21 protein-coding genes are annotated in these 23,054 nt (G+C 63.8%); 5 read left to right on the forward strand and 16 right to left on the reverse strand.

Going from position 1 to position 23,054, the window contains the following annotated elements; all coding sequences use genetic code 11:
* Positions 1-675: 675 nt before the first annotated feature.
* The 9 genes from mutL to GY791_11525 form a co-directional block, all read right to left on the reverse strand.
* Positions 676-2,481, reverse strand: coding sequence for a DNA mismatch repair endonuclease MutL (gene mutL, locus GY791_11485; protein ID MCP4329047.1), 1,806 nt, complete (start codon positions 2,479-2,481; stop codon positions 676-678).
* The gene (locus GY791_11490; GenBank protein MCP4329048.1) at positions 2,478-3,776 is read right to left on the reverse strand and encodes a glucose-6-phosphate isomerase; all 1,299 of its coding nucleotides are present in this window, start codon (positions 3,774-3,776) and stop codon (positions 2,478-2,480) included. The genes mutL and GY791_11490 overlap by 4 nt, the downstream gene beginning before the upstream one ends.
* Before the next feature lie 34 nt (positions 3,777-3,810).
* The gene (locus GY791_11495) at positions 3,811-5,148 is read right to left on the reverse strand and encodes an insulinase family protein (GenBank protein ID MCP4329049.1); all 1,338 of its coding nucleotides are present in this window, start codon (positions 5,146-5,148) and stop codon (positions 3,811-3,813) included.
* 3 nt (positions 5,149-5,151) lie between these two features.
* Entirely contained in the window at positions 5,152-6,528 is a 1,377-nt protein-coding gene (locus tag GY791_11500) for an insulinase family protein (GenBank protein MCP4329050.1), read from the reverse strand.
* 147 nt (positions 6,529-6,675) lie between these two features.
* Positions 6,676-7,227, reverse strand: coding sequence for a DUF3035 domain-containing protein (locus GY791_11505; protein ID MCP4329051.1), 552 nt, complete (start codon positions 7,225-7,227; stop codon positions 6,676-6,678).
* Positions 7,224-7,715 (reverse strand): signal peptidase II, encoded by a 492-nt coding sequence (gene lspA / locus GY791_11510; GenBank protein ID MCP4329052.1) that lies wholly within the window; start codon positions 7,713-7,715, stop codon positions 7,224-7,226. Before lspA ends, GY791_11505 begins: the two co-directional genes overlap by 4 nt.
* An 8-nt stretch (positions 7,716-7,723) precedes the next feature.
* Positions 7,724-10,570, reverse strand: a complete 2,847-nt coding sequence (locus GY791_11515; protein ID MCP4329053.1) for an isoleucine--tRNA ligase — start codon at positions 10,568-10,570, stop codon at positions 7,724-7,726.
* Positions 10,567-11,571 (reverse strand): bifunctional riboflavin kinase/FAD synthetase, encoded by a 1,005-nt coding sequence (locus GY791_11520; GenBank protein ID MCP4329054.1) that lies wholly within the window; start codon positions 11,569-11,571, stop codon positions 10,567-10,569. The genes GY791_11515 and GY791_11520 overlap by 4 nt, the downstream gene beginning before the upstream one ends.
* Positions 11,572-11,674: 103 nt before the next feature.
* Positions 11,675-12,145: a MaoC family dehydratase gene (locus tag GY791_11525; protein ID MCP4329055.1), complete on the reverse strand. Its 471-nt coding sequence runs from the start codon at positions 12,143-12,145 to the stop codon at positions 11,675-11,677.
* 194 nt (positions 12,146-12,339) lie between these two features.
* Between GY791_11525 and GY791_11530 the strand changes: the two genes are divergently transcribed.
* A complete protein-coding gene (locus GY791_11530) occupies positions 12,340-13,038 on the forward strand; it encodes a Crp/Fnr family transcriptional regulator (protein ID MCP4329056.1) in 699 nt (232 codons plus the stop codon).
* 358 nt (positions 13,039-13,396) lie between these two features.
* Positions 13,397-13,921, forward strand: a complete 525-nt coding sequence (locus tag GY791_11535; GenBank protein ID MCP4329057.1) for a hypothetical protein — start codon at positions 13,397-13,399, stop codon at positions 13,919-13,921.
* A gap of 28 nt (positions 13,922-13,949) precedes the next feature.
* On the opposite strand, the gene metZ is transcribed toward GY791_11535, so the two are convergent.
* From metZ to cobA, 7 genes are read right to left on the reverse strand one after another with little or no spacing between them, the layout of a single operon-like run.
* On the reverse strand, positions 13,950-15,167 hold the full coding sequence (metZ, locus tag GY791_11540; protein ID MCP4329058.1) for an O-succinylhomoserine sulfhydrylase: 1,218 nt from the start codon (positions 15,165-15,167) through the stop codon (positions 13,950-13,952).
* A 7-nt stretch (positions 15,168-15,174) separates the two neighbouring features.
* Positions 15,175-15,600, reverse strand: a complete 426-nt coding sequence (locus GY791_11545; GenBank protein MCP4329059.1) for a rhodanese-like domain-containing protein — start codon at positions 15,598-15,600, stop codon at positions 15,175-15,177.
* Positions 15,597-16,358: a phosphoadenylyl-sulfate reductase gene (locus GY791_11550; protein MCP4329060.1), complete on the reverse strand. Its 762-nt coding sequence runs from the start codon at positions 16,356-16,358 to the stop codon at positions 15,597-15,599. Before GY791_11550 ends, GY791_11545 begins: the two co-directional genes overlap by 4 nt.
* Before the next feature lie 14 nt (positions 16,359-16,372).
* Positions 16,373-16,879 carry a DUF934 domain-containing protein gene (locus tag GY791_11555; protein ID MCP4329061.1) on the reverse strand — a complete coding sequence of 169 codons (507 nt, stop codon included), beginning with the start codon at positions 16,877-16,879 and terminating at the stop codon, positions 16,373-16,375.
* Positions 16,866-18,521, reverse strand: coding sequence for a nitrite/sulfite reductase (locus GY791_11560; GenBank protein ID MCP4329062.1), 1,656 nt, complete (start codon positions 18,519-18,521; stop codon positions 16,866-16,868). Before GY791_11560 ends, GY791_11555 begins: the two co-directional genes overlap by 14 nt.
* Before the next feature lie 7 nt (positions 18,522-18,528).
* Complete coding sequence (locus GY791_11565) at positions 18,529-18,819, reverse strand: DUF2849 domain-containing protein (GenBank protein ID MCP4329063.1); 291 nt, start codon at positions 18,817-18,819, stop codon at positions 18,529-18,531.
* Between the two features lie 10 nt (positions 18,820-18,829).
* On the reverse strand, positions 18,830-20,236 hold the full coding sequence (gene cobA / locus GY791_11570) for a uroporphyrinogen-III C-methyltransferase (protein ID MCP4329064.1): 1,407 nt from the start codon (positions 20,234-20,236) through the stop codon (positions 18,830-18,832).
* A 482-nt stretch (positions 20,237-20,718) separates the two neighbouring features.
* Between cobA and GY791_11575 the strand changes: the two genes are divergently transcribed.
* The 3 genes from GY791_11575 to GY791_11585 all read left to right on the forward strand — a co-directional run bounded on the left by GY791_11575 (position 20,719) and on the right by GY791_11585 (position 23,045).
* Entirely contained in the window at positions 20,719-21,336 is a 618-nt protein-coding gene (locus GY791_11575; GenBank protein MCP4329065.1) for a methyltransferase domain-containing protein, read from the forward strand.
* A gap of 100 nt (positions 21,337-21,436) precedes the next feature.
* On the forward strand, positions 21,437-21,787 hold the full coding sequence (locus GY791_11580) for a RidA family protein (GenBank protein ID MCP4329066.1): 351 nt from the start codon (positions 21,437-21,439) through the stop codon (positions 21,785-21,787).
* Between the two features lie 7 nt (positions 21,788-21,794).
* Complete coding sequence (locus tag GY791_11585) at positions 21,795-23,045, forward strand: D-amino acid dehydrogenase (protein MCP4329067.1); 1,251 nt, start codon at positions 21,795-21,797, stop codon at positions 23,043-23,045.
* The last annotated feature ends 9 nt before the right edge of the window (positions 23,046-23,054 follow it).

Consider the following 23,054-nt stretch of genomic DNA (forward strand, 5'->3'; position numbering starts at 1 on the left):
CCGGGCTCCTCAATTTCACCGATCCTCCGAACGGCAGGGACTTGAACAGCCGTCCGCGTTTGGCAATCCAATGCTCGTCGCCATTCAGCGGAACCAAGGTGTCGTTTTCCACGTCGTAGACGGCCCAACGCTGGTTGTCGCCGATATCGTTGACGTAGAGGGTCCAGACGACGATGGAGGGTCGCAATTGCGGCAGCACGCGGCTCTCAAACACTCTGAGATGCTGATCCGGGCCGCTATCGGACAGACCCATATTGACGACGTCGACGGCTAAACCGGCGTCCTGCAATCGACTCACCATCGCTTCCGGGTATTGAAATCGGCGTTGGACGTATGGCGCCTCGGTGAATGAATCGCCCAGCGTCACGATGATTTCCGACCCCGGTGTGACACGGTAATGGTCGGCGTCCAGCAAATTCGACCGGATCACGACGACCTCGTCGTCGAGCACCCGCGCCGGGCTACGCAACAGCCACTCGCTTGTGAGGTGCGGCGAATAGCCGATGGCCCGCAAGGCCTGATCGATAGCGATGAGGGCGACAATCAAGCTGCAAACCACGAGAAGAGCGTTCGTCACGACGCGCAGGAGGGATCGAGTCATCCGCATCCCGACCCACAACGATCATTGGTTGCCGCGTGCCGCATTCGCCATTGTCCTTGCCGGCGCGTGGGCACCTACCGTCGGCCGAACAGTTTCTCGATGTCGTCGAGGCGGAGTTCGACGTAGGTCGGGCGGCCGTGGTTGCATTGACCGGAATGGGGCGTCGCCTCCATCTGCCGCAGCAGGGCGTCCATTTCCTGGCCGTTGAGGCGGCGGCCGGCGCGGACCGAGCCGTGGCAGGCCAGGGTGCCGCAGACCTCTTCGAGGCGTTCCCTGAGCTTGAAGGCGTCGCCGAGTTCGGACAGTTCGTCGGCGAGATCGCGGACCAGGCCGGGCACGTTGGTCGGTCCCAGCAAGGCCGGAACCTCGCGGACGACGACGGCCCCGGGACCGAACCGCTCGAGCACCAGGCCGAGCTCGGCCAATTCCTCGGCGCGCGCCACCAAGCGATCGACCGTGGCTTCGTCGAGATCGACGACCTCGGGTATCAACAGACCCTGCCGCCGGACCCCGCTTTCAGCCAAGGCTTCCTTCATGCGCTCGTAGACGAGCCGCTCATGGGCGGCATGCTGGTCGACGATGACGATCCCGGCGCGGGTCTGGGCGACGATATAGGTGTCGTGGATCTGCGCCCGCGCCGCGCCCAGCGGATGGTCGACGGTGCCTTCGTTGGGATCCGTTTCGGCGCCCGGCGGGGCGGTCGGGCGATCGACCGCCGCCAGCATGCCTTGGCCGGCCGGCGCCGCCTGAAATGCCGCCGCCGTTTCGGCAAGCCCGCGCGCCGGCATCCGCCCCGCGCCGATGGGCGGCAGCGGACCGCCCCCGCCATGGGGCCGCATGGCGCCGAGCGCCGCCGTGGCCACCGTCGTCGAGGCACGGTGCCCGGCGGCAGCCAGGGCGTGCTTCAAGGCGCCGACGATCAAGCCGCGCACCATCCCCGGATCGCGGAAACGGACCTCGGCCTTGGCCGGATGGACGTTGATGTCGACGGCGTCGGGCGGGCATTCGAGGAACAGCGCGACCAGCGGGTGGCGGTCGCGGGCGAGAAAATCCTGATAGGCGCCGCGAATCGCGCCATAGAGCAGCTTGTCGCGCACCGGGCGCCCGTTGACGAACAAATATTGCTGGCTGGCGTTGCCGCGATTGAGTGTCGGCACGGCGGCGAAGCCCGAGAGCCGCAACCCTTCCCGCTCGGCCTCGATGGGCAGGGCGTTGTCACGAAAATCACGGCCCATCACCGCCGACAGGCGATCGAGGCGGGCGGCGAACAGGTCTCCCGTCGCCACCGGCAGCTTGATCTTCGCCGTGTCGCCGTCCTTTAGCGTGAGGGCGATATCCGGGTGGGCCATGGCCAGCCGGTTGACCGCGTCCACGGCCTGAAACAGTTCGGTGCGCTCGGTCTTGAGGAATTTGAGCCGCGCCGGCGTGGCATAGAACAGGTCGCGGACCTCGATCCGCGTGCCCACCGTCAGCGCCGCCGGTTCGGCGCGCCCCTTGACCCCGCCTTCAATCGCCACCCGCCATGCCGATTCCGCCCCCGCCGCCCGGCTGGTCAGGGTCATCCGGCTGACGGCGGCGATCGACGGCAGCGCCTCGCCGCGGAACCCCAGCGTCGCGATATGAGCGAGATCGTCATCGGGGAGCTTGGACGTCGCATGCCGTTCAACAGCGAGCTCGAGCTCCTCGGGCGCCATGCCGACACCGTCGTCGCTGACCACGATCTCGCTGCGGCCGCCGTCGCGCATCATGACGTCGACGTGCCTGGCGCCGGCGTCGATCGCGTTCTCGACCAATTCCTTGACCACCGAAGATGGTCGTTCGATGACTTCGCCGGCGGCGATCCGGTTGACCAGATTCGACGGCAACAGACGTATCGTCATTGTCCCGCTCCTGCGGCCAATTGGGCTCGTGCCCGAAGCTTGCCGTCTTCGACCGCCGGTTGGTCGAAGGGATCCACATTCAAAAGATGTGCGGCGATCACGGTTTCTATCATAAAATGCATCATCAGCGCACCCATCGTCGCCTCGTCGAGGCGGGTCATACGAATCTCGCGCACCGGCCGGTCGTGGGCGCACAACGTTTCCGTCGTCGCGCGGCACATAGCCGATAGGATGTCGCTCAAGCTGCGTCCGGAAAGATAACCGAGATCCGGCTGGTTGGTAAGGTCCTCGGGCACCGTCAGGTCCGCATCCCGATCCTCGACCGACAATAGGGTGAACATCTTGTCCGCCGGGCCGTCGAGATAGAGCTGCAATTGGCTGTGCTGATCGGCCGGGCCGAGGGCATCGATCGGGGTCGACCCCTGCCCGTCCTTGCCTACGCTTTCCGCCCACAATTGCCGCCACCACGCGGCCAGCGGGCGCAGCCGGTCGGCATAGGGCATCAGCACGGTCTGTGTGCAACCCCGGTGGCGGAGCAGTGCCACGGAAACGGCGGCGCCGAGCGCAGGCGCAAATTCCCGCGGCGGATCGGTCATCAGCGCGTCCGTCACATGCGCCGCACCGCGCCGCAGCGCCCCGCCGTCGAGCCCGGCGATCAGGGCCGGCAACAGGCCGCTCACGGTCAATGCGGAAAAGCGACCGCCGACGTCGGGCGGATGATCGAGGACGACCAGTCCGAAACTGGCCGCGATGCGACGCAGCGGATTATCGCCCGGCGCGGTGACGATCGTGAGCGGCAGGTTCCCGGCCGCCGCCGCATCGTCGTCGCGAAACGCGTCGATCACCAACAGCAACTGCGCGACGGTCTCCGTCGTCGCGCCTGATTTGGAAATCGCGACGAACGCCCGATCCGACAGCCCCGCCCCGGCGAGCAACGAGACCAGCCGATCCGGATCGACCGTATCGACAAAGACCAGCCGCGGGACGGACGCGTGCACATCGTCGGCTGCCTGGGCCAACCGCACCAGCGCCTGGCCGCCGAGGCACGATCCGCCGGTCCCCAATATGACGACTTCGCGAAAGCGTGCGCGCAAATCGCCGGCTACGGCCGCGATGGCGCTCAGATCGTCTTGGTCCGAAAGATGTGACAGGAAACCGATCCGCCCCGCCACGGCCGCCGCCCGGAGATCTCCTACGGCGATCTCGGCGGCATCGAGGAAGGGCGCGTAAGAGGCGTCCGAAAGGCCGCCGGAGCTTGGCGAAAAGCAGCTCTGAATGGTCTGTCGATACACCATGCGGGGGTTATAGCAAGGCCGCCGCCCCCGGTCTTCACCCCTGTTCCTCGATGGTGCCTTGGAGGCCCGCGGGATCGCCGATGACAACCACCGCCAGCTTGCCGTCATCGAGAAAACGTTGGGCGACACGTTGGATATCGGCGACCGTAACCGCGCGCAACAGCGACTCGCGCCGGTCGACATAATCAATGCCGAGCTCGCCGAGCTGTATTCCGATCAGGGTGCCGGAAATCCCGCCGGTGCTGGTCAGCCGCAGCGGATATGAGCCGATAACCGCATTCTTGGCGCCCTCGAGCTCTTGTTCGGTGACGCCCCCATCAGCCATGCGTCGCCATTCGGCACGTATCAATTCGAGCGATTCGGCCAGTCTCTGGTTCGCCGTACCGACCGATCCCATGACCAGCGATCCGTAGCGACTCGGGTCGAGGTAGGCGCCCACCGAATAGGCAAGCCCGCGTTTTTCGCGAACCTCCTCGGTGAGACGCGCGTTGAAGCCGCCGCCGCCGAGGACATAGGCCATCAGATAGGCGGCATAATAGTCGGGGTCTTTGCGGTCGATCGCGTCGTGGCCGAAGACCGCCACGCTTTGCGGAATCTCGCGCCGGATGACGACGACGTCACCGCTGCCGCCGGCCGGTGCAGAGGTAATGTCGACCGTGCCCGAGCGCGCCGGCAACGCGCCAAAGGTCCGATCGAGGAGCGGTGCAAGCTGCTCCGCCGTGATGTCGCCGGCGACCGCGACGAGCATATTGTCACGGCCGAGGCGGTCGGCGACGAAATGGCGCAGATCGTCCTTGGCCAGCGCGACGATAGATCCGGCCGTGCCGTTCACCGGGCGCGAATAGGGGTGCTCGCCGTAGACCAGTTCACGCCACCGCTTGCGCGCCACGCGGCCCGGGTTTTCCTGTTCGATTGCCAGTGAAACCAGAATCTGCTGCCGGATCCGCTCGACCGGCTCGTCGTCGAAGCGGGGCGCGGAGATCGCCATCGAAAACAGGTCGAAGGCCAAATCCCGGTTCGCGCTCAAGGTTTTCACGTCGCCAACAAAATTGTCGTAACCGACGCCGAAACTGAGGGAAATGGCATGATCCTCGAGCTGGCGCTGGAAAGCCTGGGAATCGAGGTCACCCGCACCCTCGTCCAACAGCCCCGAGACCAGTTTGGCGAGGCCTTCTTTGCCCACAGGATCGGTGATCGAGCCACCGCGCCAGGCCACATCCATCGATATGACCGGCACCGACGAATCGCTGACCAGCCACGCCTCGATGCCGCCGGGGCTGACCACGCGCTCGACTTCCAATGCCTTCAGCGGAATGGCGACGCCGACGGTGAACAGGAATAGTGCGCCTATGAGAAGCCGTTCGATCTTCATCGTCTAGCTCTCCTTTTCATCATCGGCGGGCAGGAGGATGCCGGTGACCGAATTGTCATCGACGAAGACGGCCCGCGCCGCCGCGTCGACCTGCGCCTTCGTCACCTCGCCGATTCGATCGGGCCACGCCTCGACGTCGTCGACCGTTTGCCCCGAGGTCAAGGCGGTGCCGATGACGCGAACCCCGGCCGACAGACTGTCGCGAGCATAAATTGCGGCCGCCTGCAGGCGATCCTTGGCGCGCTCGACTTCTTCCGCGCCGACGCCTTCGGCAACAACGCGGTCGATCTCTGCCATGAAGCCAGCGGCAGCCTCGTCCAATGTGACCGTTTCACGCGGCAGCGCGAACAGGTTGAATTCGCTGGGCCCAAGGTTGAGCGCGTCGTAGCTGACCCCGACCGATGTCACCAATTGGTTTTCGACGACGAGCTTCTGATACAGTCGACTCGTTGGGCCGCCCCCCAACACCTCGGCGAGCACTTGAAGCGCGTAGGCGTGCTCCGTGTCGCCGACCACGTAGCTCGGCGCCAAATACTCACGCGTCCACCGCGGCTGCCCAACGCGTTCGTCCTCCAACACGACGGTCCGCGCCCCGCCATGATCCGGTTCCTGCGGTCGTACCCGGTTGTTCGCCACCCCGGCCGGGATGGCGCCGTAGTATTTTTCCGCCATCGGCTTCAGCTCGGCTGCCGTAATGTCGCCCGCGACCAGGAGGATCGCGTTGGCCGGGCGGTAGAACCGGTCATAGAATTCGAGTGCATCTTCACGGCTCAGGGCGGCAATTTCGTGCTCCCATCCGATGATGGGAATGCCATAGGGATGGTTCTGGTACATCGCCGCCCGCATCTGTTCGCCGAGGACCGCGGCCGGACGGTTGTCGATGACCTGATGGCGTTCCTCGAGGATGACGTCGCGTTCGGGCAGGACGACGTCTTCGGTCAGAATCAGACCGGTCATCCGGTCGGCTTCCATTTCCATGACCAGTTCGAGCTTGTCGCGGGCCACGTTCTGGAAGTAGCCGGTGTAGTCCCACGACGTGAAGGCATTATCGCGGCCGCCGTTGCGGGCGACGATTTTGGAGAATTCGCCCGGCGGTATGGTGTCGGTTCCCTTGAACATCAAGTGTTCCAGGAAATGGGCGATGCCGGACTTTCCAGGCGGCTCATCCGCCGCACCGACGCGGTAGTACACCATATGCGAGACGACCGGAGCCCGATGGTTGGGTATGACCACCACCTCCATGCCGTTGTCGAGGGTGAATGTCTCGGGGTTGAAGACCCCCGATTGAGCCGAAGCCGAAAACCCGACCGCCACGGCCACCGCCGTCGCCAGGCCGAGCGCCCGGCCGCGCAGGCCTTCACCCGAAAGTAGCTTCACCATGAGCGTCCCTCGTATCGTTGTACGTCGCCGTGCCCCGGAACATTCCGCCCGCGGCCGCCGCGTTCGACAGGTTGTCCGTGCCGGTCTCGGCCGACGCGTCGATGGTTGTTCTTTTGTCTCGGGAATCAGGCGATTTCGGGGCGAGCTCTAATCGAAAAGGCCGCCTTTACGTTTGATCACGGGCTTTTGTTCGCCGGCAATGATCGATTTGAGGCCGTCTTCCTCTTGCGGGTTCTCACCTTCGCCGCCGTCTTCTTCCCATTTCAGGATCTTGTCGACGAAGCCGGCTTCCGATTCCTTGATCTCTTCGGTTTCTTCGTCGACCTCGCTCCGAATGCCTTGGTCCGCTTTGGTCGAAGCGTTGGCTTTGCTCAGCAGCGCCGATTCACCCGCACTCCGCTGGTTAGTGTTGAGGGCGGTCCCGGCGCCGGCGCCCGAATTGACCACGCCAGGCTCGTTGATACCGAAAACCGATTGCCGGGCCTGATCGACATTCTGCCGATTGGGCGAACCGCGCCCGCCCGGATCCGGCGGCCGCAGGTTGTAATCCGGCGGCAACGACAATGGCGGCGATTTGATGCCGGTAAGATCGCTGTTGCCTTCGAGACTCCCGATGGCCTTGGTGAGATCGCCGCAGCCGGCCAATACGAGGCCGATGAGTACGACCCAACCAGAATGGACATATCGCAAATTCTTCATGCTTCCCGTCCGTCACCTGTGGGATTCCCCTTGCGCCGCCCCCGGTCAAGAAAGGAATCGATGATCAGAATGCCGACGCCGATTGTAATCGCGGAATCTGCTAAGTTAAAGGCCGGCCAGTAAAAATTTCCAGCATGAAGATACAGGAAATCGACCACCGCGCCAAATCGCAATCGATCGATGACGTTACCGATGGCGCCGCCGATGATAAGACCAATGCCGACAGCCACCCATCGATTGTCGACGCGGCGCAGCCAAAACAGCAGACCGACGACGATCGCGACCGCCACTCCGGCGAAAATATAGGGTGACGCCTGGCCGCTGAACAGGCTGAAACTGACCCCCCGGTTCCACGCCAGAACCAGCGCAAAAAAGCTGGTGACGGATATGACCCGCGGCGGATCCATCAATTCCGCAAGGATCCACCATTTGCTGAGCTGATCCAAAACCGCGATCAGGCCGGCAGCGGCGAGAGCGGTACGATACATCGGCGGCCCTACGACGCCTGCCGGGCGTCGATCACGCGAACCGCGTCGTCGCAACGATGGCACAAGTCGTCGGCACGGGTTCCGTTGCCGACTTCCGGCAACACCCGCCAGCAACGACCGCAACGGTCGCCCTCGGCACGCGCCGGTACGACCGCCACGCCCGGAACGTCGTCGAGGCGGAACGCATCGTCGGGACCGGCGCCGCTCTCAAGGTGGGCCGCCGAGGTGATCGCGATTTCCGCCAGGTCGACACCGGCAAGCGCGTCGATATGGTCGGCCGGCGCATAGACCAGTGGCGCCGCTTGCAGGCTGGAGCCGATACGCTTTTCCGCGCGCTCGACCTCCAACGCACCGGTGACGACGCGGCGCAACGCCCGAATCTTGTTCCATTTCGCCGCCAGCGCGTCGTCCCGCCACGAATCCGGGACATCGGGAAAGACGCGCAAATGGACGCTGTCCGCCGCTTCGGCGTCGTCGCCAAACCGTTTCAACCACGCCTCTTCGGCGGTGAAACAAAGAACCGGCGCGAGCCAAGCGGTTAGGTGGTCGAACAGGATATCGAGGATCGTCCGCGCCGCCCGCCGCCGCGGGTCGTCGGGCCGATCGCAATAGAGCGAATCCTTGCGGATATCGAAATAGAAAGCGGACAGTCCGACCGCGCAAAAGTTGTGCAGCGCGGTATAGAAGCCGTGAAACTCGAATCCATCGCAGCTCCGCCGCAACGCGGCATCGAGCTCGAAAATGCGGTGCAGAACGTAGCGCTCAAGCTCCGGGAGTTCCGAGTGGGGCAGCCGTTCGCTGGGCGAAAACCCCGCCAGATTGCCGAGGATGTAGCGCAACGTGTTGCGCAGCCGCCGATACATGTCGACCTGATGCTTGAGAATCTCAGGACCGATGCGGAGATCCTCCGAATAGTCCGACGCCACCACCCACAGCCGCAGGATGTCGGCACCGCTTTGGTCGACCACCTTCTGCGGCGCGACCACGTTGCCGAGCGACTTGGACATCTTTCGCCCCTGCTCGTCGAGGACGAAGCCATGGGTCAGCACGGCATCATAGGGCGCGCGTCCCCGGGTCCCGCACGATTCGAGCAAGGACGAGTGGAACCAGCCGCGATGTTGGTCCGACCCCTCGAGGTACAACGAGGCCGGCCATTCGAGGTTCTCCCATGACGGCAGAGTCTTGTTCTCGAGCACGAAGGCATGGGTCGAGCCGCTGTCGAACCAGACGTCGACGATGTCCATGACCTGTTCGAAGCGGTCGGCCGGGTAGTCGTTGCCGAGGAAGCGCTCAGGATCGCCACGGAACCACGCATCGGCGCCTTCGTCCTCGAAGGCGGCCGCCACCCGATCGACCACGTTCTGGTCGCGCAGCGGCTCACCGCTCTCTTTGTCGAAGAAGACCGCGATCGGAACGCCCCACGCACGCTGTCGGGAAATGCACCAGTCGGGGCGGGTTTCGATCATCGCCGCGATGCGATTTTCGCCGGCCGCCGGCACCCATCGCGTCTGCTTGATCGCATCGAGCGCGGTCCGCCGCAACTCATTGGTCTCCATCGAGATGAACCATTGCGGCGTATTGCGGAAAATAAGCGGCGCCTTCGAGCGCCAGGAATGGGGATAGGAATGGACCAGTGTCCCGGATGCAAGCAGCGCCCCGGTATCGCGCAACGCGGCCGCAATGTCGCCATCGACTTTGTAGACGTGCTTGCCGGCGAACAGCGGCACATGATCGTAGAACGTGCCGTCATCGCCGACTGTGTAGGGTATCTCGAGCCCGTAACGGACGCCGATCTCGTAGTCTTCGGCACCGTGCCCGGGCGCGGTGTGGACGAACCCTGTCCCCTGGTCCACGGTGACGTGATCACCCGGTAGAAGCGGGACCTCGAATTCATAGCCCTGGCCGTGGAGCGGGTGCCAGCACTTGGTCCCGGCGATCGCGTCGCCCTTGAAGGCGCGCAGCACACGATGCCCAGTGATCTTGCCCGCCGCCAAAACCTCGTCGAGCAGGTCGGTCGCGACGGCGAAGCGGTCGCCCGCCATATCCAGGCCCTCGTCGGCGATCTCGGTGGCCTCGATCACGACATAATCGAGCTCGGGGTTGTAGCAGATCGCCCGGTTGCCCGGGATGGTCCACGGCGTCGTCGTCCAGATCGCAATCGCCGCCCCGTCGAGTTCCTGGAACGACGCTTCGACGACCGGGAACAGCGCGTAGACGGCATTCGACTTGTGATCGTGATACTCGATCTCGGCTTCGGCGAGCGCCGTCTTCTCGACCACCGACCACATCACCGGCTTGGCGCCGCGATAGAGACTCCCGTTCATCAGGAATTTGCCGATCTCGCGCACGATCTGCGCCTCGGCCGCATAGGACATCGTCGTGTACGGCGATTCCCAATCACCGACGACGCCGAGGCGCTGAAACTCGATCCGTTGAATATCGATCCACTTTTCCGCAAAGTCGCGGCATTCGCGGCGAAATTCGACAATCGGCACGGCGTCCTTGTCCTTGCCGTCGGCGCGGTATTGCTCTTCGATCTTCCACTCGATGGGCAGCCCATGGCAATCCCAGCCGGGGACATAATGGGCGTCCTTGCCGAGCATCTGCTGTCCGCGGTTTACGACGTCCTTCAAAATCTTGTTGAGCGCGTGGCCGATATGCAGATGGCCGTTCGCGTAGGGCGGCCCGTCGTGGAGGATGAATTTCTCGCGCCCTTTCGATCGCGCCCGCAAGCGACCGAAGAGGTCGATCTCGGCCCACCGCTCGAGATGACGCGGTTCCTGCTCGGGCAACCCCGCCCGCATCGGAAAATCTGTCTTCGGCAGGAAGACCGTCGATTTATAGTCGGTGCTCATAAGGCGATCCGTTTGGCGGCGACCGACGGCGGCCGGGTGACACCGATCTCGAGCGCGGTCTTGTCCGTCGCCAATATCGTGCGCGCCCGGTCGGCGTCGCGAGCGATTTGTGCCCTCAATTGATCGATGCCGTCAAATTTCTTTTCCGCCCTGAGGTGATCTATGACGGCGACCCGCAGATACTTGCCGTAGAGATCGTCGTCGAAATCGAAGAGATGAACCTCGAGCAGAACGCCATCGCCACCGACCGTCGGGCGGCGACCCGCATTGGCGACTCCATCGCGCCAGGCGACCCCCGTCTCGCCCACGATTCCGACCCGCACCGCATAGACCCCCTCGGCCGGAACGAGAAACTCGCCGAGCGCGATATTGGCGGTCGGAAAGCCGATCGTGCGGCCGCGTTTGTCGCCGGCCTCGACACGGCCCTCGATCGCCCAGGCGCGCCCCAACTGGGTCGCCGCCAGACGCGGCTGGCCTGCGGTCAGGTACTGGCGAACCTTGGTCGAGGAATAGGGCAGCGCATCGGCGTCGGTGATTTTTTCGAGGATGGACAGGCCGAATCCCGTTTGCCTGGCCAGTTTGGCCATCAAATCGGCGTCGCCGCCACGATGGCGTCCAAAGACGAAATCCGCGCCGATGACGAGATGCGAAATACCGAGACCGGCGACCAGAACCTCGGTCACGAAATCGGTCGCCGACTTGCGGTAGAGCGCGGCGTCGAACGGCAGCACGAAGGCGGTGTCCAAGCCGAGCTCGTCGAGCAGCGACACCTTGATCCGAAACGGAGTCAGGCGAAACGTCGCGGTCCCGGGATGGAACACGTCGTAGGGGTGCGGCTCGAAGCTGATCACCGACCACGACGATCCGGTTTCCTGCGCTACGCTCCGCGCCGCGCCGAACACCGCTTGGTGGCCAAGGTGAAGGCCATCGAAATTGCCGATCGCCGCCACGCTGCCGCGAGCGGAATCGGGCACATTTTCGTAGTGACGCAATACGCGCATGGATGCGTTCCCCCAAGTCGAGCGCTGCCGGCCGCTGCCGGACCACACATTTACCTGGGATTGATCAGGATTTCAGCGTCGAATTGCGATTCGTCCGCGCCGGTCAGGCGGCGCGCGATGGCACGATCGCCACGCATTCCCCGTCGAGCACGACCCGATCGGCGACGCGGCACTCGGTCCACAGGGTGACCCGGTTGCGCTTGACATCGATGGCGGTAACGGTGCCGCGGGCGGTTACCGTGTCGCCGGCCCGCACCGGCGCCTTGAAGTTCAGGTCCTGGCGCACGTAAATGCAGCCGGGCCCGGGCAGCTTGGTGCCGAGGACCGTGGAAATGAAACTCGCGGTCAGCATGCCGTGGGCGATCCGGCCCTTGAACATCGTTTCGCTGGCGAATTCATGGTTGAGGTGCAGCGGATTGATGTCACCGGATATCCCGGCGAACAGGATGATATCCGATTCGGTCACCGTTTTCGCGAAGGTCGAGGTCATGCCGACCGCAAGATCCTCGAGATAACAACCATGGAGGTCATCAATCGGCTGCGATTTAGCTGCGCTGGTGCCTTCCGGTGCCATGGTCGATGCATCCCCCATTATTTTGCGCCGCACAAGATTGTTGCAGCGCACTATAGTTGACGGTATTTGGCGCCGCAAGACACAAAATTCTCTCAGTTGCACCGCCAAAGAATGATAATTTCAAGGAATCGTGTGATAATTGGAAATCCGCTCACGCGTGACGCCGCTGTTGTGGCGCCAATGGGAAGAATATCGTGGCCAAAAACAACACAGAAAACTTGGACGGCATCAAGCTGCTGGCAAATTTGCCCCAAGTCACCCGCGACAAGCTCACCAAGCAATGCACTTGGCGCCGCTTCGCCGCGCACGAACAGATTATCGACCGTGACAGCGATTCGCGTGACATCTATTTCGTCACCAAGGGGCGGGTCCGGGTGGTGAATTTCTCCCTCTCGGGCCGCGAGGTCAGTTTCGATGATCTCGATGCCGGCGGTTTTTTCGGCGAATTGTCGGCGGTCGACGGACAACCGCGATCGGCCTCGGTCGTGGCCCTGTCGGACACCGTCGTGGCGGCGCTTTCACCCAATGTTTTCAAGCAGATACTGAAAGACAATCCGGACGTGTCGCTGGCCATCGTGGAGCGGCTGGCCGAGGTAATTCGGCAAGCGACGGACCGAATCATGGACCTTAGCACCCTGGGCGCGCATAACCGGGTCCACGCCGAATTGCTCCGTTTGTCGCGCCATGGCAAGCACGACGACAACAAGGCCGTGATCGATCCGGCGCCGATTCATGCCGATATCGCCAGCCGGGTCAGCACAACCCGCGAAACGGTCGCCCGCGTGCTTGGCGATCTTTCCCGTAATGGCTTGGTATCACGAGAGAAAAGCGCACTCATCGTGCATGACGTCGAGCGCCTGGAAAGCCTGGTCGAGCATTTCAAACACGAATGATGTGAACGCGGCGACGATTTTTGCCACAAAATTGCCTAATAGTCTGGCATAATAGAGGACGATATCATGTGAAATGTGATATCAATCACTTTAAGGTTCGGCGTGCGAACCTATATAAGTGATATGTCGGCTCATCCCCTTGGCCGACATAGACGGGGTTACGGCTTCTCCCCTGGTCGGACCCCGTGCCAGGAAGGCTCCTTCGTCCCCTTGGGAGCCTCCCCTCCAAACGCAGGGACTTGGGGCCGGGCATTGCCCGGCCCCTTTTTTCGTCCGCCCCGGTCGAAGCTTCGATACTCAATCCTCGCGAATTGACGTATGGTCGGCCCGACCGACAGCACGAGGATTGCTGCCCATCATGTCCAACGGATTGAGCCAAATCTCCGTCGCCTTCGTCACCGCCGAAGACCGCATACTGTTTCGCTTCAGTACGCGCGATGACAAAGTCTATCAATTCCACTTGACGCGACGGTTCGTGTTGCAGGGGATGTGGCCGGCGATCGAAAAATTGTTGATGACCAATCCCGAGGTGCGAAAGGTCGAGGACGAGGAGCACAAAAAGGCAATGATGTCGTTCCAGCACGAAGGCATGGTCGACGAGAAGTCGTTCACCAAAGAATTCCATGTCGAGGGTAAAGAGTCGCCGTTGGGTGACGAACCGGTTCTCGTGACGGGCCTTGAGGCGACGCGCAAAGATGACGACCTGTTTGTCCTCAAGTTCAAATTCCGCAAACGCGGCGAGGCGACACTGCGGCTCGACAACCGCTTGATGCACAATGTCTGCAAATTGCTGATCGATGCCGTCGAGTCGGCGGACTGGGACGCCAAGATCGGCTTTGCCGATGCGGTCCTGGAATCGGCGCCCGAACAGCGGGTGCACTGACGCCGACAAAACCGATTGACGAGGCCGATCAGGCGGCGTGACGTTTGGCGGCGGCGTCGAGTGCCAGCAATAGGTCTTCCGCCAAATCGTCGATGTCCTCGAGCCCGGCCGAAACCCGGACCAGTCCGTCACCGACACCGATCCGCGCCCTGCCCTCTTCGCCCATGGCCCGATGGGTCGTCGTTGCCGGGTGCGTGATCAGGCTCTTGGTGTCGCCGAGATTGTTGGAAATATCGATGATTTCGAGGCTGTCGAGGACCGCGAACGCCTCCTCCTTACCGCCGCTGACGTCGAAGCTGACCACCGACCCGCCAGCCGCCATCTGGGCCATCGCCAACTCGTGCTGCGGGTGGCTGGCAAGTTCCGGATAATAGACCCGCGAGACGAACGGATGGGCCTCGAGCAAGGCAGCGAGGTGGGCCGCGTTGCGGCACATGCGGTCGAGCCTGAGCTCGAGCGTTTCCAAGCCCTTGAGCATGACCCACGCATTGAACGGGCTGAGCGCCGGGCCGGTATGGCGCACGAACGGCAACAATGTCTCCTGGCGGAACTCGGCGGTCGAAAGAATGGCGCCGCCGAGGCATCGCCCCTGGCCGTCGATATGCTTGGTGCCCGAATAGACCACGATGTCGGCGCCATATTCGAGCGGCTGCTGCTGCAGCGGCGTCGAGAAGACATTGTCGACGATGACCGAGGCGCCGACCGCATGGGCAAGGTCGATGACCGCGCCCATGTCGATGATTTCCAGGGTCGGATTCGACGGCGTCTCGAAAAACACCGCCTTGGTGCCGGGGCGCATGGCCGCGCGCCACTGGCCGAGGTCGGGCCCGTCGACAAGGGTGGTTTCGATGCCGTAGCGCGGCAACAGCTCGGTGACGATGAAAAAGCAGGAGCCGAACAAGGCCCGCGACGAGACCACATGATCGCCCGCTTTGAGTTGGCACATCAGCGCGGCGAAGACCGCGGCCATCCCGCTGGCGGTTCCAAAACAGGCCTCGGCCCCTTCGAGCAACGCCATGCGCTGCTCGAACATGGTCACCGTCGGGTTCCCGTAGCGGGTATAGACGTAGCCCTCGGCCTCGCCCTTGAAACGGGCCTCGGCTTCGGCCGCGCTGTCGTAGACGAAACCGGAGTTAAGAAACAGCGCCTCGCTGGTCTCGCCGAATTCGCTGCGGGTCAGGCCGCCACGCACGAGATTTGTCGCCCGCCGTCGGCGGCGTTGACGATGGATACTGCTCTTGCTCATGGCTTTGTCATCCTTGCACCCACGGCAAGCCCAAGGCCTTCCAGCCGGTAATCGTGCCGCGATGATAGGTGTCGTCTGGCGGGCCCTCGAACCCGTCGGCGATATTAAAGCATTTCTCATAGCCGTGCGCCGTCAGCAGCTGCGCGGCCGACCGAGAGCGCTGGCCGGAACGACACAGCAGGAGCACGGACTTGTCCGGCGATACGCCGTGGGCGGACAACTCTTCGGTAAAGCCGGAATTCAGCGCCATGTCGGGGTAGGTCTGCCACGAGACACAGACCGGCGACCGGCCAAGCTGCTCGAGATTGGGCAGCCCGACGAAACTCCATTCGGCGTCCGAACGCACATCGACCAACACCGCATCGGCATCGGCAACGAGCAAATCCCAAGCCTCGCGCGACGTGATGTCGCCGGCATATCCGGCGGCCGTCATACGATGTCCTCCGCCGGTTCGAACCACCGCGCGCAATGGATGCCACATTCCGTCTTGGCGCTGCCCGCCCATCGTCCCGACCGCGCCGGGTCGCCATCCTGCACTCTGCCGGTGCACGGCTGGCACCCGATCGAGGCATAGCCGTGACCGACCAGGGGGTGATAGGGAAGGTCGCGTTCGACGAAGCGGGCGGTGATTTCGACCCGGCTCGATCCGGCCAGGGGGTTGATCTTGAAACGCCCCTCTTCGACTTCGACCATGGTCAGCCGGTCGCGATCAAAGCCTTGGAACCGCTTGCGCCCGGTGATCCAGGCGTCGAATCCGGCCAGCGCATCGTCGAGCGGCAGAACCTTGCGGATTTGACAGCACAGATCCGGATCGGAGCGATGCAGGGTACCGTCGGGATCGTATTTGGCGAGATGATACCACGACGGCTCGACCGATCGGACGTCGGTCAGACCGAGGCGGGCAACCAGGATGTCGCGATAGTTCCGGGTTTCCCAGAACAGCTTTCCGGTATCGAGGAAGATGACCGGCGTCGTCGGATCGACCTGTGCCACGAGGTCGAGGAGGACGGCGGAATCGGCGCCGAATGACGATACGACCGCGATCCGCCCGGCGAAGTCCCGGCGGATCGCACGCTCGACGACGTCACCGGCGTCGATCGCGGTATAGTCGCCATCGAGCATTGCCGCGCGGTCCGACAATGATTCCTTACACGGAGTGCTGTACCCGACCGGTTTTGGCAACGCCGTCATCGCGCGTCGACCTCCTATTCCGCCGCCGCTTGGTGAGCCTGCCGCAGGGCCAACACTGGGGTCCGCGAATCGGTCGCCGGTTGATACCACACGCTAAACTCCGAGATGCTCTGCAGCCACGCCCCGGCGTGGCGATCGTCGGCCACCTCGAAGGCATCGAAACCACAGCGGTGGAGGAACAGGAACTGGTCGCGCAACACGTTGCCGACGGCGCGCAGCTCGCCGTCGAACCCGAGGCGCTCGCGCAGCAGCCGTGCGTAGGAATAGGCGCGGCCGTCGCGGAAAACCGGGAACTCGAGCGCCACCAAATCGAAACGATCGAGCTCGTCGGCGATCTCCACCGGCGGTTCATCGGCGGCCAGCCGGATGCCGAGCGGTCCGCTCCGGGCACGCAGGGATTCCTTCTGTTCCCGCCACCGGGTCAGCGACACGATGACCGGGCCGTGCGGAATGATGTCATCGGCGTCGTCCACATATCGCCACTGATCGACGACAGTATTTCCACCTTTAATGAGGGGCATAGAGCTTCTCCTTGAAGGGTTCCGCGCCAATCCGACGGTAGGTGTCGAGAAAGCGCTCGCCGTTGTGTCGAAGGCCGACATAGGTTTCGACGATGGTTTCGACCGCATCGCCGACTTGATCGGCGGCAAAGGCGGGACCCACGATTGCCCCCAGCGAGGCATTCTGGTCGGCGCTGCCGCCAAGCGTGATCTGATAGAATTCCTCGCCTTTCTTATCGACGCCGAGGATGCCGATATGGCCGACGTGATGGTGGCCGCAGGCGTTGATGCAACCCGAGATCTTGATCTTGAGTTCGCCGATGCCGTGCTGCCGGCTGAGATCGGAAAACCGCTCGCTGATCTCCTGTGCCACCGGAATCGAGCGGGCATTGGCAAGATTGCAATAGTCGAGGCCCGGACAGGCGATGATATCGCTGACCTGGCCGATGTTGGGGGTCGCCAGCTCGATCGCCGACAGCTCGCGCCAGAGTTCGGCGAGATCCTTCTGGCGCACATGGGCCAGCACCAGGTTTTGCTCATGGGTGACGCGAATCTCGCCGAAACTGTAACGGTCGGCGAGGTCGGCGACGGCATCCATTTGACGGTCGCTGGCATCGCCCGGCACGCCGCCGATCGGCTTCAATGACAGATTGACGATGGCGTAGCCGGGCTGGCGGTGGGCGACGACATTGGTCTGGTTCCAATCATCGAACGCCTCGTCGGCGCGACGCGCCGCGGCAAGCGCGGCATCCGCGGCCGCCAGCGTCTCGAACGGCGGCGGCGCGAAGAAGGTCTCGATGCGGGCGATTTCGTCGGCCGGCAGCGCCAGCGCACCGTCCTTCATGTGCTGCCATTCCTCCTCGACCAGGCGGGCGAATTCCTCGGCACCGACGCTGGCGACCAGGATCTTGATCCGTGCCTTGAACATGTTGTCGCGGCGGCCGAGCTGGTTATAGGTGCGCAGGATCGCCTCGAGGTAACTGAGCAGGTAGCGCTTGGGCAGGAACTCGCGGATCGTCGGGCCGACCATCGGGGTGCGGCCGAGGCCGCCGCCGACGATGACCTCGAACCCGACCTCGCCATCGGCGTTGCGGTGCATGCGGAGGCCGATGTCATGAACGCGCACGGCGGCGCGGTCGTTCGGCGAGCCGGTTATGGCGATCTTGAATTTGCGCGGCAGGAACGAGAATTCCGGATGCAGGGTCGACCACTGCCGGATGATCTCGCTATAAACCCGCGGGTCCTCGATCTCATCCGCCGCGGCGCCGGCATATTGGTCGGCGGTCACGTTGCGGATGCAATTGCCGCTGGTCTGGATGGCGTGCATCTCGACCTCGGCGAGATCGTCGAGGATGTCGGGAACGTCGACCAGCCGCGGCCAGTTGTACTGGATGTTCTGACGGGTGGTGAAGTGACCGTACCCGCGGTCGTACTTGCGCGCGATGTGGGCCAACTGCCGCAACTGGCGGGACGACAGCGTGCCATAGGGGATCGCGACGCGCAGCATGTAAGCGTGGAGTTGGAGGTAAAGACCGTTCATCAGCCTGAGCGGCCGGAATTCTTCCTCCGTCAGCTCGCCGCACAGGCGGCGCGCGACCTGGCCGCGGAACTGGGCCACGCGTTCGCGCACCAGGGTGGTGTCATATCGGTCGTACTGGTACATCGCGCGATTAGCTCCCGTAGGCCTGCTTGCCGAGGTCCAACCGCACCGACGGGCCCTTGCTGCGTATCGTTTCGCGGCACCCCTGCGGGTGCCATCCGTCGCCGAGCTTGATCAGGTAGGACTCGACGACGATACCGTCGCGCTGGGCGGCCTCCCCGGTGGCCAGCAACTCCTGGGCAAACTCCGCGTCCTCGGCGATGCGGGCCTCGTCGATCCTTTCGGTCCAGGTGCCGTCCTCGGCGAGATAGACAACCGCTCCGTCGCGCAAGCGGTTGGCAGTAACGACCTGTTGGCTCATGGCAAACTCCTCAGTTGGCGCCGACGGCGCGCGCGAATTCAGGCAACGTCTCGACAGTAGCCGCGGTGACGACGTCGCCGATGACGATCACCGCCGGTCCCGTGATATCGCCGGCGACGATCAAGCGCGCGGTCTCGCTGACCCTGCCGATGGCGACCTTTTGACTGGGCAAGGTGCCGTTCTCGATCACGGCGACCGGCGTCGCCGCGTCCAATCCGCTTTCGATCAGCCGCGCGGCAATCCGGGCCGCCGCCGAAACGCCCATGTAAATCACCAATGTCCGGCCGCGCCCGGCGAGCGTCGACCAATCGAGGTCCGACGCACCGTCCTTGACGTGACCGGTCAGCAAGGTGACAGCCTGGGCGTGATCGCGATGGGTGAGCGGAATACCGGTCGCCGCCGCGCAACCGCTGGCCGCGGTGATACCGGGCACGACTTCGGCGGTGACGCCGTGGCGGTGCAAATACGCGACTTCCTCACCCCCGCGTCCGAAGACGAAGGGGTCGCCGCCCTTGAGCCGGACGACCCGGCGCCCGGCGCGGGCGTGGGCCAGGATCGAGTCGTTGATCTCGGCCTGGGTTTTGGTGTGGCGGGACTTGCTCTTGCCGACAAAGATCCGCTCCGCATCACGCCGAACAAGGTCGAGAATGCCGGCACCGACGAGTTTGTCGTAAATGACCACGTCGGCATTTTCGAGCAACCGCAGCGCCTTGAGCGTCAGCAGCTCAGGGTCGCCGGGACCGGCGCCGACGATGTGAACCGATCCGGCGTCTCCGCTATCCGATTGTGGCCGATTGATCAGCGATAGCATCTGCTCGCGGGCACCGGCGATATCGCCGTCGAGGACCCGCGCCGCGACCGGCCCGTCGAAAAACGATTCCCAGAACCGTCGCCGCTCGGTATCGCTGGTCGTCGTCGCCTTGACCGCGGTACGAAAGGATTCGGCGAAACGCGCCAGCGCGCCCAACCGCTGCGGCAGCAGGCGCTCGATAGCGGCGCGCAGGCGACGGGCCAGCACCGGCGCCGCGCCACCGGAACCGATGGCGACCACGACCGGGTCGCGATCGACGACCGCCGGCGTGACGAAAGTGGAGAGGTCGGCGCGATCGACGACATTTACCGGAATGCCTGCGTCTTGCGCCGCTTCGCCGACCCGCGCATCGACCGCCTCCCGGCCGGTGGCGGCGATGGCAAGAACCTTGTCCCGCAGGTCACCGGCGACGAAGCCGCGGCGCACCCAAGCAACCGTACCGTCATTCACCAGCGCGTCGATTTCGGCAACGACATCGAAGGCGACGACCGTGACCAAGGCGTCCGCCTTACGCAGCAGCCGGATCTTGCGGGCGGCCGGTTCGCCGCCGCCGACAACCACCACCGGACGCGCCTGGAGAGAGAGAAAGAGAGGGAAATATTGCACCGGGTACGCTCCTTGCCACTCAACAAAGGGCCCACGGAGCACTCCCCGTGGCGCTTTAGCTTTGATGTCGCGGTGCAAGCTGCCCTATCAAATCCCGCGGGTCCGTCAGGGAGGACCAGGCCAAAAAAAATCCGCCGCAGCAGAGGCTGGGCGGAATCCGAGGGCCTCTTTAGCTGCATTTGTAAAGCGCCCAGCAATCTGACAATCAAATCGGCGCTACGCCACCCTAAGTAAGTCGAAGCAAAAAAAACGTCAACTGGAATCTTCGATTTTTTTTCGGCGGCCGATCAAGAGGCCGTGAAGACGCGTGGCGTGGCGTTCATTGCGCCGTCTGGCGAGCGCCAAAAAACCGCGGGCCGGCACCTGCCCACATCCAGAAAATGTGCGCCATACGAAGACGCCCCCTTGCAACCAAGCCGTATCGGCCCCATTCTAGGAGGCCGTCGGCGCGCAGCGCGCAATGTTTCCCCGAGATCGCCGCGATGGACAACGCCAGTATCATCAAATCGTACAACCGCTGGGCGCCCGGTTACGACGTAGTCTTTTCCGGCATCGTCCAGAACGGGCGCAAACTGGCGGTCGAATTGATGAAATGCCGGCCCGGAGACCGCGTCCTCGAGGTCGGCGTGGGAACCGGACTTTCGCTTTCCTTCTATCCGCGTGAAACCGAGGTCGTCGGCATCGACCTCACGCCCAGCATGTTGGAAAAGGCGAAGAAGAGGGCCGAACGGAAGGATATCGACAATGTCGACCTGACGGTCATGGACGCGCAATCGATGACGTTCCCCGACGCCAGCTTCGACAAGATCGTCGCCATGTATGTCGCGTCCGTGGTGCCGGATCCGAAGAAGATGGTGGAAGAAATGCGCCGGGTCTGCAAACCGGGCGGTGACATATTTATCGTCAACCATTTCGAAAACGAGTTTTGGCTGGTGCGGGGTTTCGAGACATTGCTCGCGCCGCTGTCGAAATTTCTCGGCTTCCGGCCCGATTTCCCGCTCGCCGACTTCGTTGCCGAGACCGGCCTCGACGTCATCGAAACCCAGCCCGTCAATCTGTTCGGTTATTGGACCCTGATCCGCGCCCGCAACGAAATCTGATCCCGCGCCTGCCGTATTGACATCACGCTCACCCCGCCCAAAGGTGCACGCGACGAGCCGCGATAAAGGCTCGGCGCCACACGACTAACGGGAGGATCCGATGCCGGAGATCAAACGCCAACGGGTTGCCACGCGAATGAGTCAGATCGTCGAATACGGCGATCTGGTGTTTCTGGCCGGGCAGGTCGGCGACGACGCCTCGGCCGACGCCGCCGGCCAGACCCAGCAAATTCTCGACAAGATCGATGCCTATCTCGGCGAGGCCGGCACCGATAAGACCAAGATCCTGTCGGCCACGATCTGGCTGTCGGATATTCGCTATTACGCGCCGATGAACGAGGTCTGGGACGCCTGGGTGCCGGACGGACATGCCCCGGCTCGGACCTGCGTCGAGACACTCCTCGCCGCTCCCCAGTTCCTCGTCGAAATCACCGTCGTCGCCGGCCGGTAGAACGACCATGAAGGTCGCCATACTCGGCGGCGGGGTCATGGGCGTGACCACCGCCTGGTACCTGGCCAAGGACGGCCACGAAGTCGTCGTCCTCGACCGCCACGGCTCGGTCGCGCAAGAGACCAGCTTCGCCAATGCCGGTTATATCGCCCCGGGCCACTGTTATGCCTGGGCATCGCCGCGGGCGCCGATAATCCTGCTGCAATCCCTGACCCGGGACGACGCGGCAATACGCTGGCGGCTCAAGGCGGATCCGCGGATGTGGGCCTGGGGTTTGCGCTTCCTGGCCAATTGCACCGCCGCCAGGAACCGGACCAACACGTTGGTCAAGTTGCGGCTTTGCCTCCACAGCCAACACGAACTGAAGGCGCTGCGCGAAGAGCTTGGCATCTCCTACGACGAAACGGTGCGCGGCGTACTCTACCTCTATCGCGATGCCGCCCACCTCGAAACGGCGGCCGCCAACGCGGCGTTGCTGCGCGACAACGGGCTCGCCATGGAGACCATCGAGCCGGCCAAATGTGCCGAGATCGAACCCGTCCTGGCGTCGAGCCAGGACCGCTTCGCCGGCGCCATTTTCTGTCCCAGCGATGAAAGCGGCGACTGCCGGCTGTTTACCGAACGGATGATGGAGCAGGCGCAGGCGCTGGGCGCGGTGTTTCAGGCGGATACCGATATCAGCGGCCTCCGCGCCGAGGGCGACCGCGTGACCGCCGCCGAGACCAGCGCCGGTCCGGTGACCGCCGACGCCTTCGTCCTGGCGCTCGGCAGCTACAGCCCGTTCGTCTCCGGGACGGTTGGCGTCAAGCTGCCGATCTATCCGGCCAAGGGCTATTCAATGACGATCCCGGTCGCCGGCCGCAACGGCGCGCCCGCGGTGCCGGTCCTGGACGAGCACAGCCTGATTGCCTTCAGCCGATTCGGCGATCGTTTTCGGGCCACCGCGACCGCCGAGTTCAGCGGTTATGACCAGAGCTTCCAGCCGCGAGATTTCGCGCCCATGCGCCGCGTCGCGCAGAATTTGTTTCCGGAAGCGGGCGACTACGAGCGGCCGGACTATTGGGCCTGCCTGCGACCGATGACGCCCGACGGGCCGCCGGTGCTCGGCCGCGGCCGGCACGACAATCTTTGGTACAACACCGGCCACGGTCATATCGGCTGGACCATGGCCTGCGGTTCGGCGCGGATCACCGCCGACCTGATCGCCGGCCGCGATGCGGGTTATGATCTTGCGGGCACGGAGGTGGGACGGTTCTAGAGGGCCTCG

It is taken from the genome of Alphaproteobacteria bacterium, assembly GCA_024244705.1.
Taxonomy (GTDB): Bacteria; Pseudomonadota; Alphaproteobacteria; order JAAEOK01; family JAAEOK01; genus JAAEOK01.

What these genes read in the sequence shown, in the direction of transcription:
- GY791_11580 (MCP4329066.1), top strand. Translation starts at nt 21,437, where the DNA reads ATGCCGGAGATCAAACGCCAACGGGTTGCCACGCGAATGAGTCAGATC.
- GY791_11490 (MCP4329048.1), bottom strand. Translation starts at nt 3,776, where the DNA reads ATGGTGTATCGACAGACCATTCAGAGCTGCTTTTCGCCAAGCTCCGGC.
- GY791_11550 (MCP4329060.1), bottom strand. Translation starts at nt 16,358, where the DNA reads ATGACGGCGTTGCCAAAACCGGTCGGGTACAGCACTCCGTGTAAGGAA.
- GY791_11560 (MCP4329062.1), bottom strand. Translation starts at nt 18,521, where the DNA reads ATGTACCAGTACGACCGATATGACACCACCCTGGTGCGCGAACGCGTG.
- GY791_11500 (MCP4329050.1), bottom strand. Translation starts at nt 6,528, where the DNA reads ATGGTGAAGCTACTTTCGGGTGAAGGCCTGCGCGGCCGGGCGCTCGGC.
- GY791_11535 (MCP4329057.1), top strand. Translation starts at nt 13,397, where the DNA reads ATGTCCAACGGATTGAGCCAAATCTCCGTCGCCTTCGTCACCGCCGAA.
- mutL (MCP4329047.1), bottom strand. Translation starts at nt 2,481, where the DNA reads ATGACGATACGTCTGTTGCCGTCGAATCTGGTCAACCGGATCGCCGCC.
- GY791_11545 (MCP4329059.1), bottom strand. Translation starts at nt 15,600, where the DNA reads ATGACGGCCGCCGGATATGCCGGCGACATCACGTCGCGCGAGGCTTGG.
- GY791_11505 (MCP4329051.1), bottom strand. Translation starts at nt 7,227, where the DNA reads ATGAAGAATTTGCGATATGTCCATTCTGGTTGGGTCGTACTCATCGGC.
- GY791_11575 (MCP4329065.1), top strand. Translation starts at nt 20,719, where the DNA reads ATGGACAACGCCAGTATCATCAAATCGTACAACCGCTGGGCGCCCGGT.
- GY791_11555 (MCP4329061.1), bottom strand. Translation starts at nt 16,879, where the DNA reads ATGCCCCTCATTAAAGGTGGAAATACTGTCGTCGATCAGTGGCGATAT.
- metZ (MCP4329058.1), bottom strand. Translation starts at nt 15,167, where the DNA reads ATGAGCAAGAGCAGTATCCATCGTCAACGCCGCCGACGGCGGGCGACA.
- GY791_11525 (MCP4329055.1), bottom strand. Translation starts at nt 12,145, where the DNA reads ATGGCACCGGAAGGCACCAGCGCAGCTAAATCGCAGCCGATTGATGAC.
- GY791_11495 (MCP4329049.1), bottom strand. Translation starts at nt 5,148, where the DNA reads ATGAAGATCGAACGGCTTCTCATAGGCGCACTATTCCTGTTCACCGTC.
- GY791_11585 (MCP4329067.1), top strand. Translation starts at nt 21,795, where the DNA reads ATGAAGGTCGCCATACTCGGCGGCGGGGTCATGGGCGTGACCACCGCC.
- lspA (MCP4329052.1), bottom strand. Translation starts at nt 7,715, where the DNA reads ATGTATCGTACCGCTCTCGCCGCTGCCGGCCTGATCGCGGTTTTGGAT.
- GY791_11520 (MCP4329054.1), bottom strand. Translation starts at nt 11,571, where the DNA reads ATGCGCGTATTGCGTCACTACGAAAATGTGCCCGATTCCGCTCGCGGC.
- GY791_11565 (MCP4329063.1), bottom strand. Translation starts at nt 18,819, where the DNA reads ATGAGCCAACAGGTCGTTACTGCCAACCGCTTGCGCGACGGAGCGGTT.
- GY791_11515 (MCP4329053.1), bottom strand. Translation starts at nt 10,570, where the DNA reads ATGAGCACCGACTATAAATCGACGGTCTTCCTGCCGAAGACAGATTTT.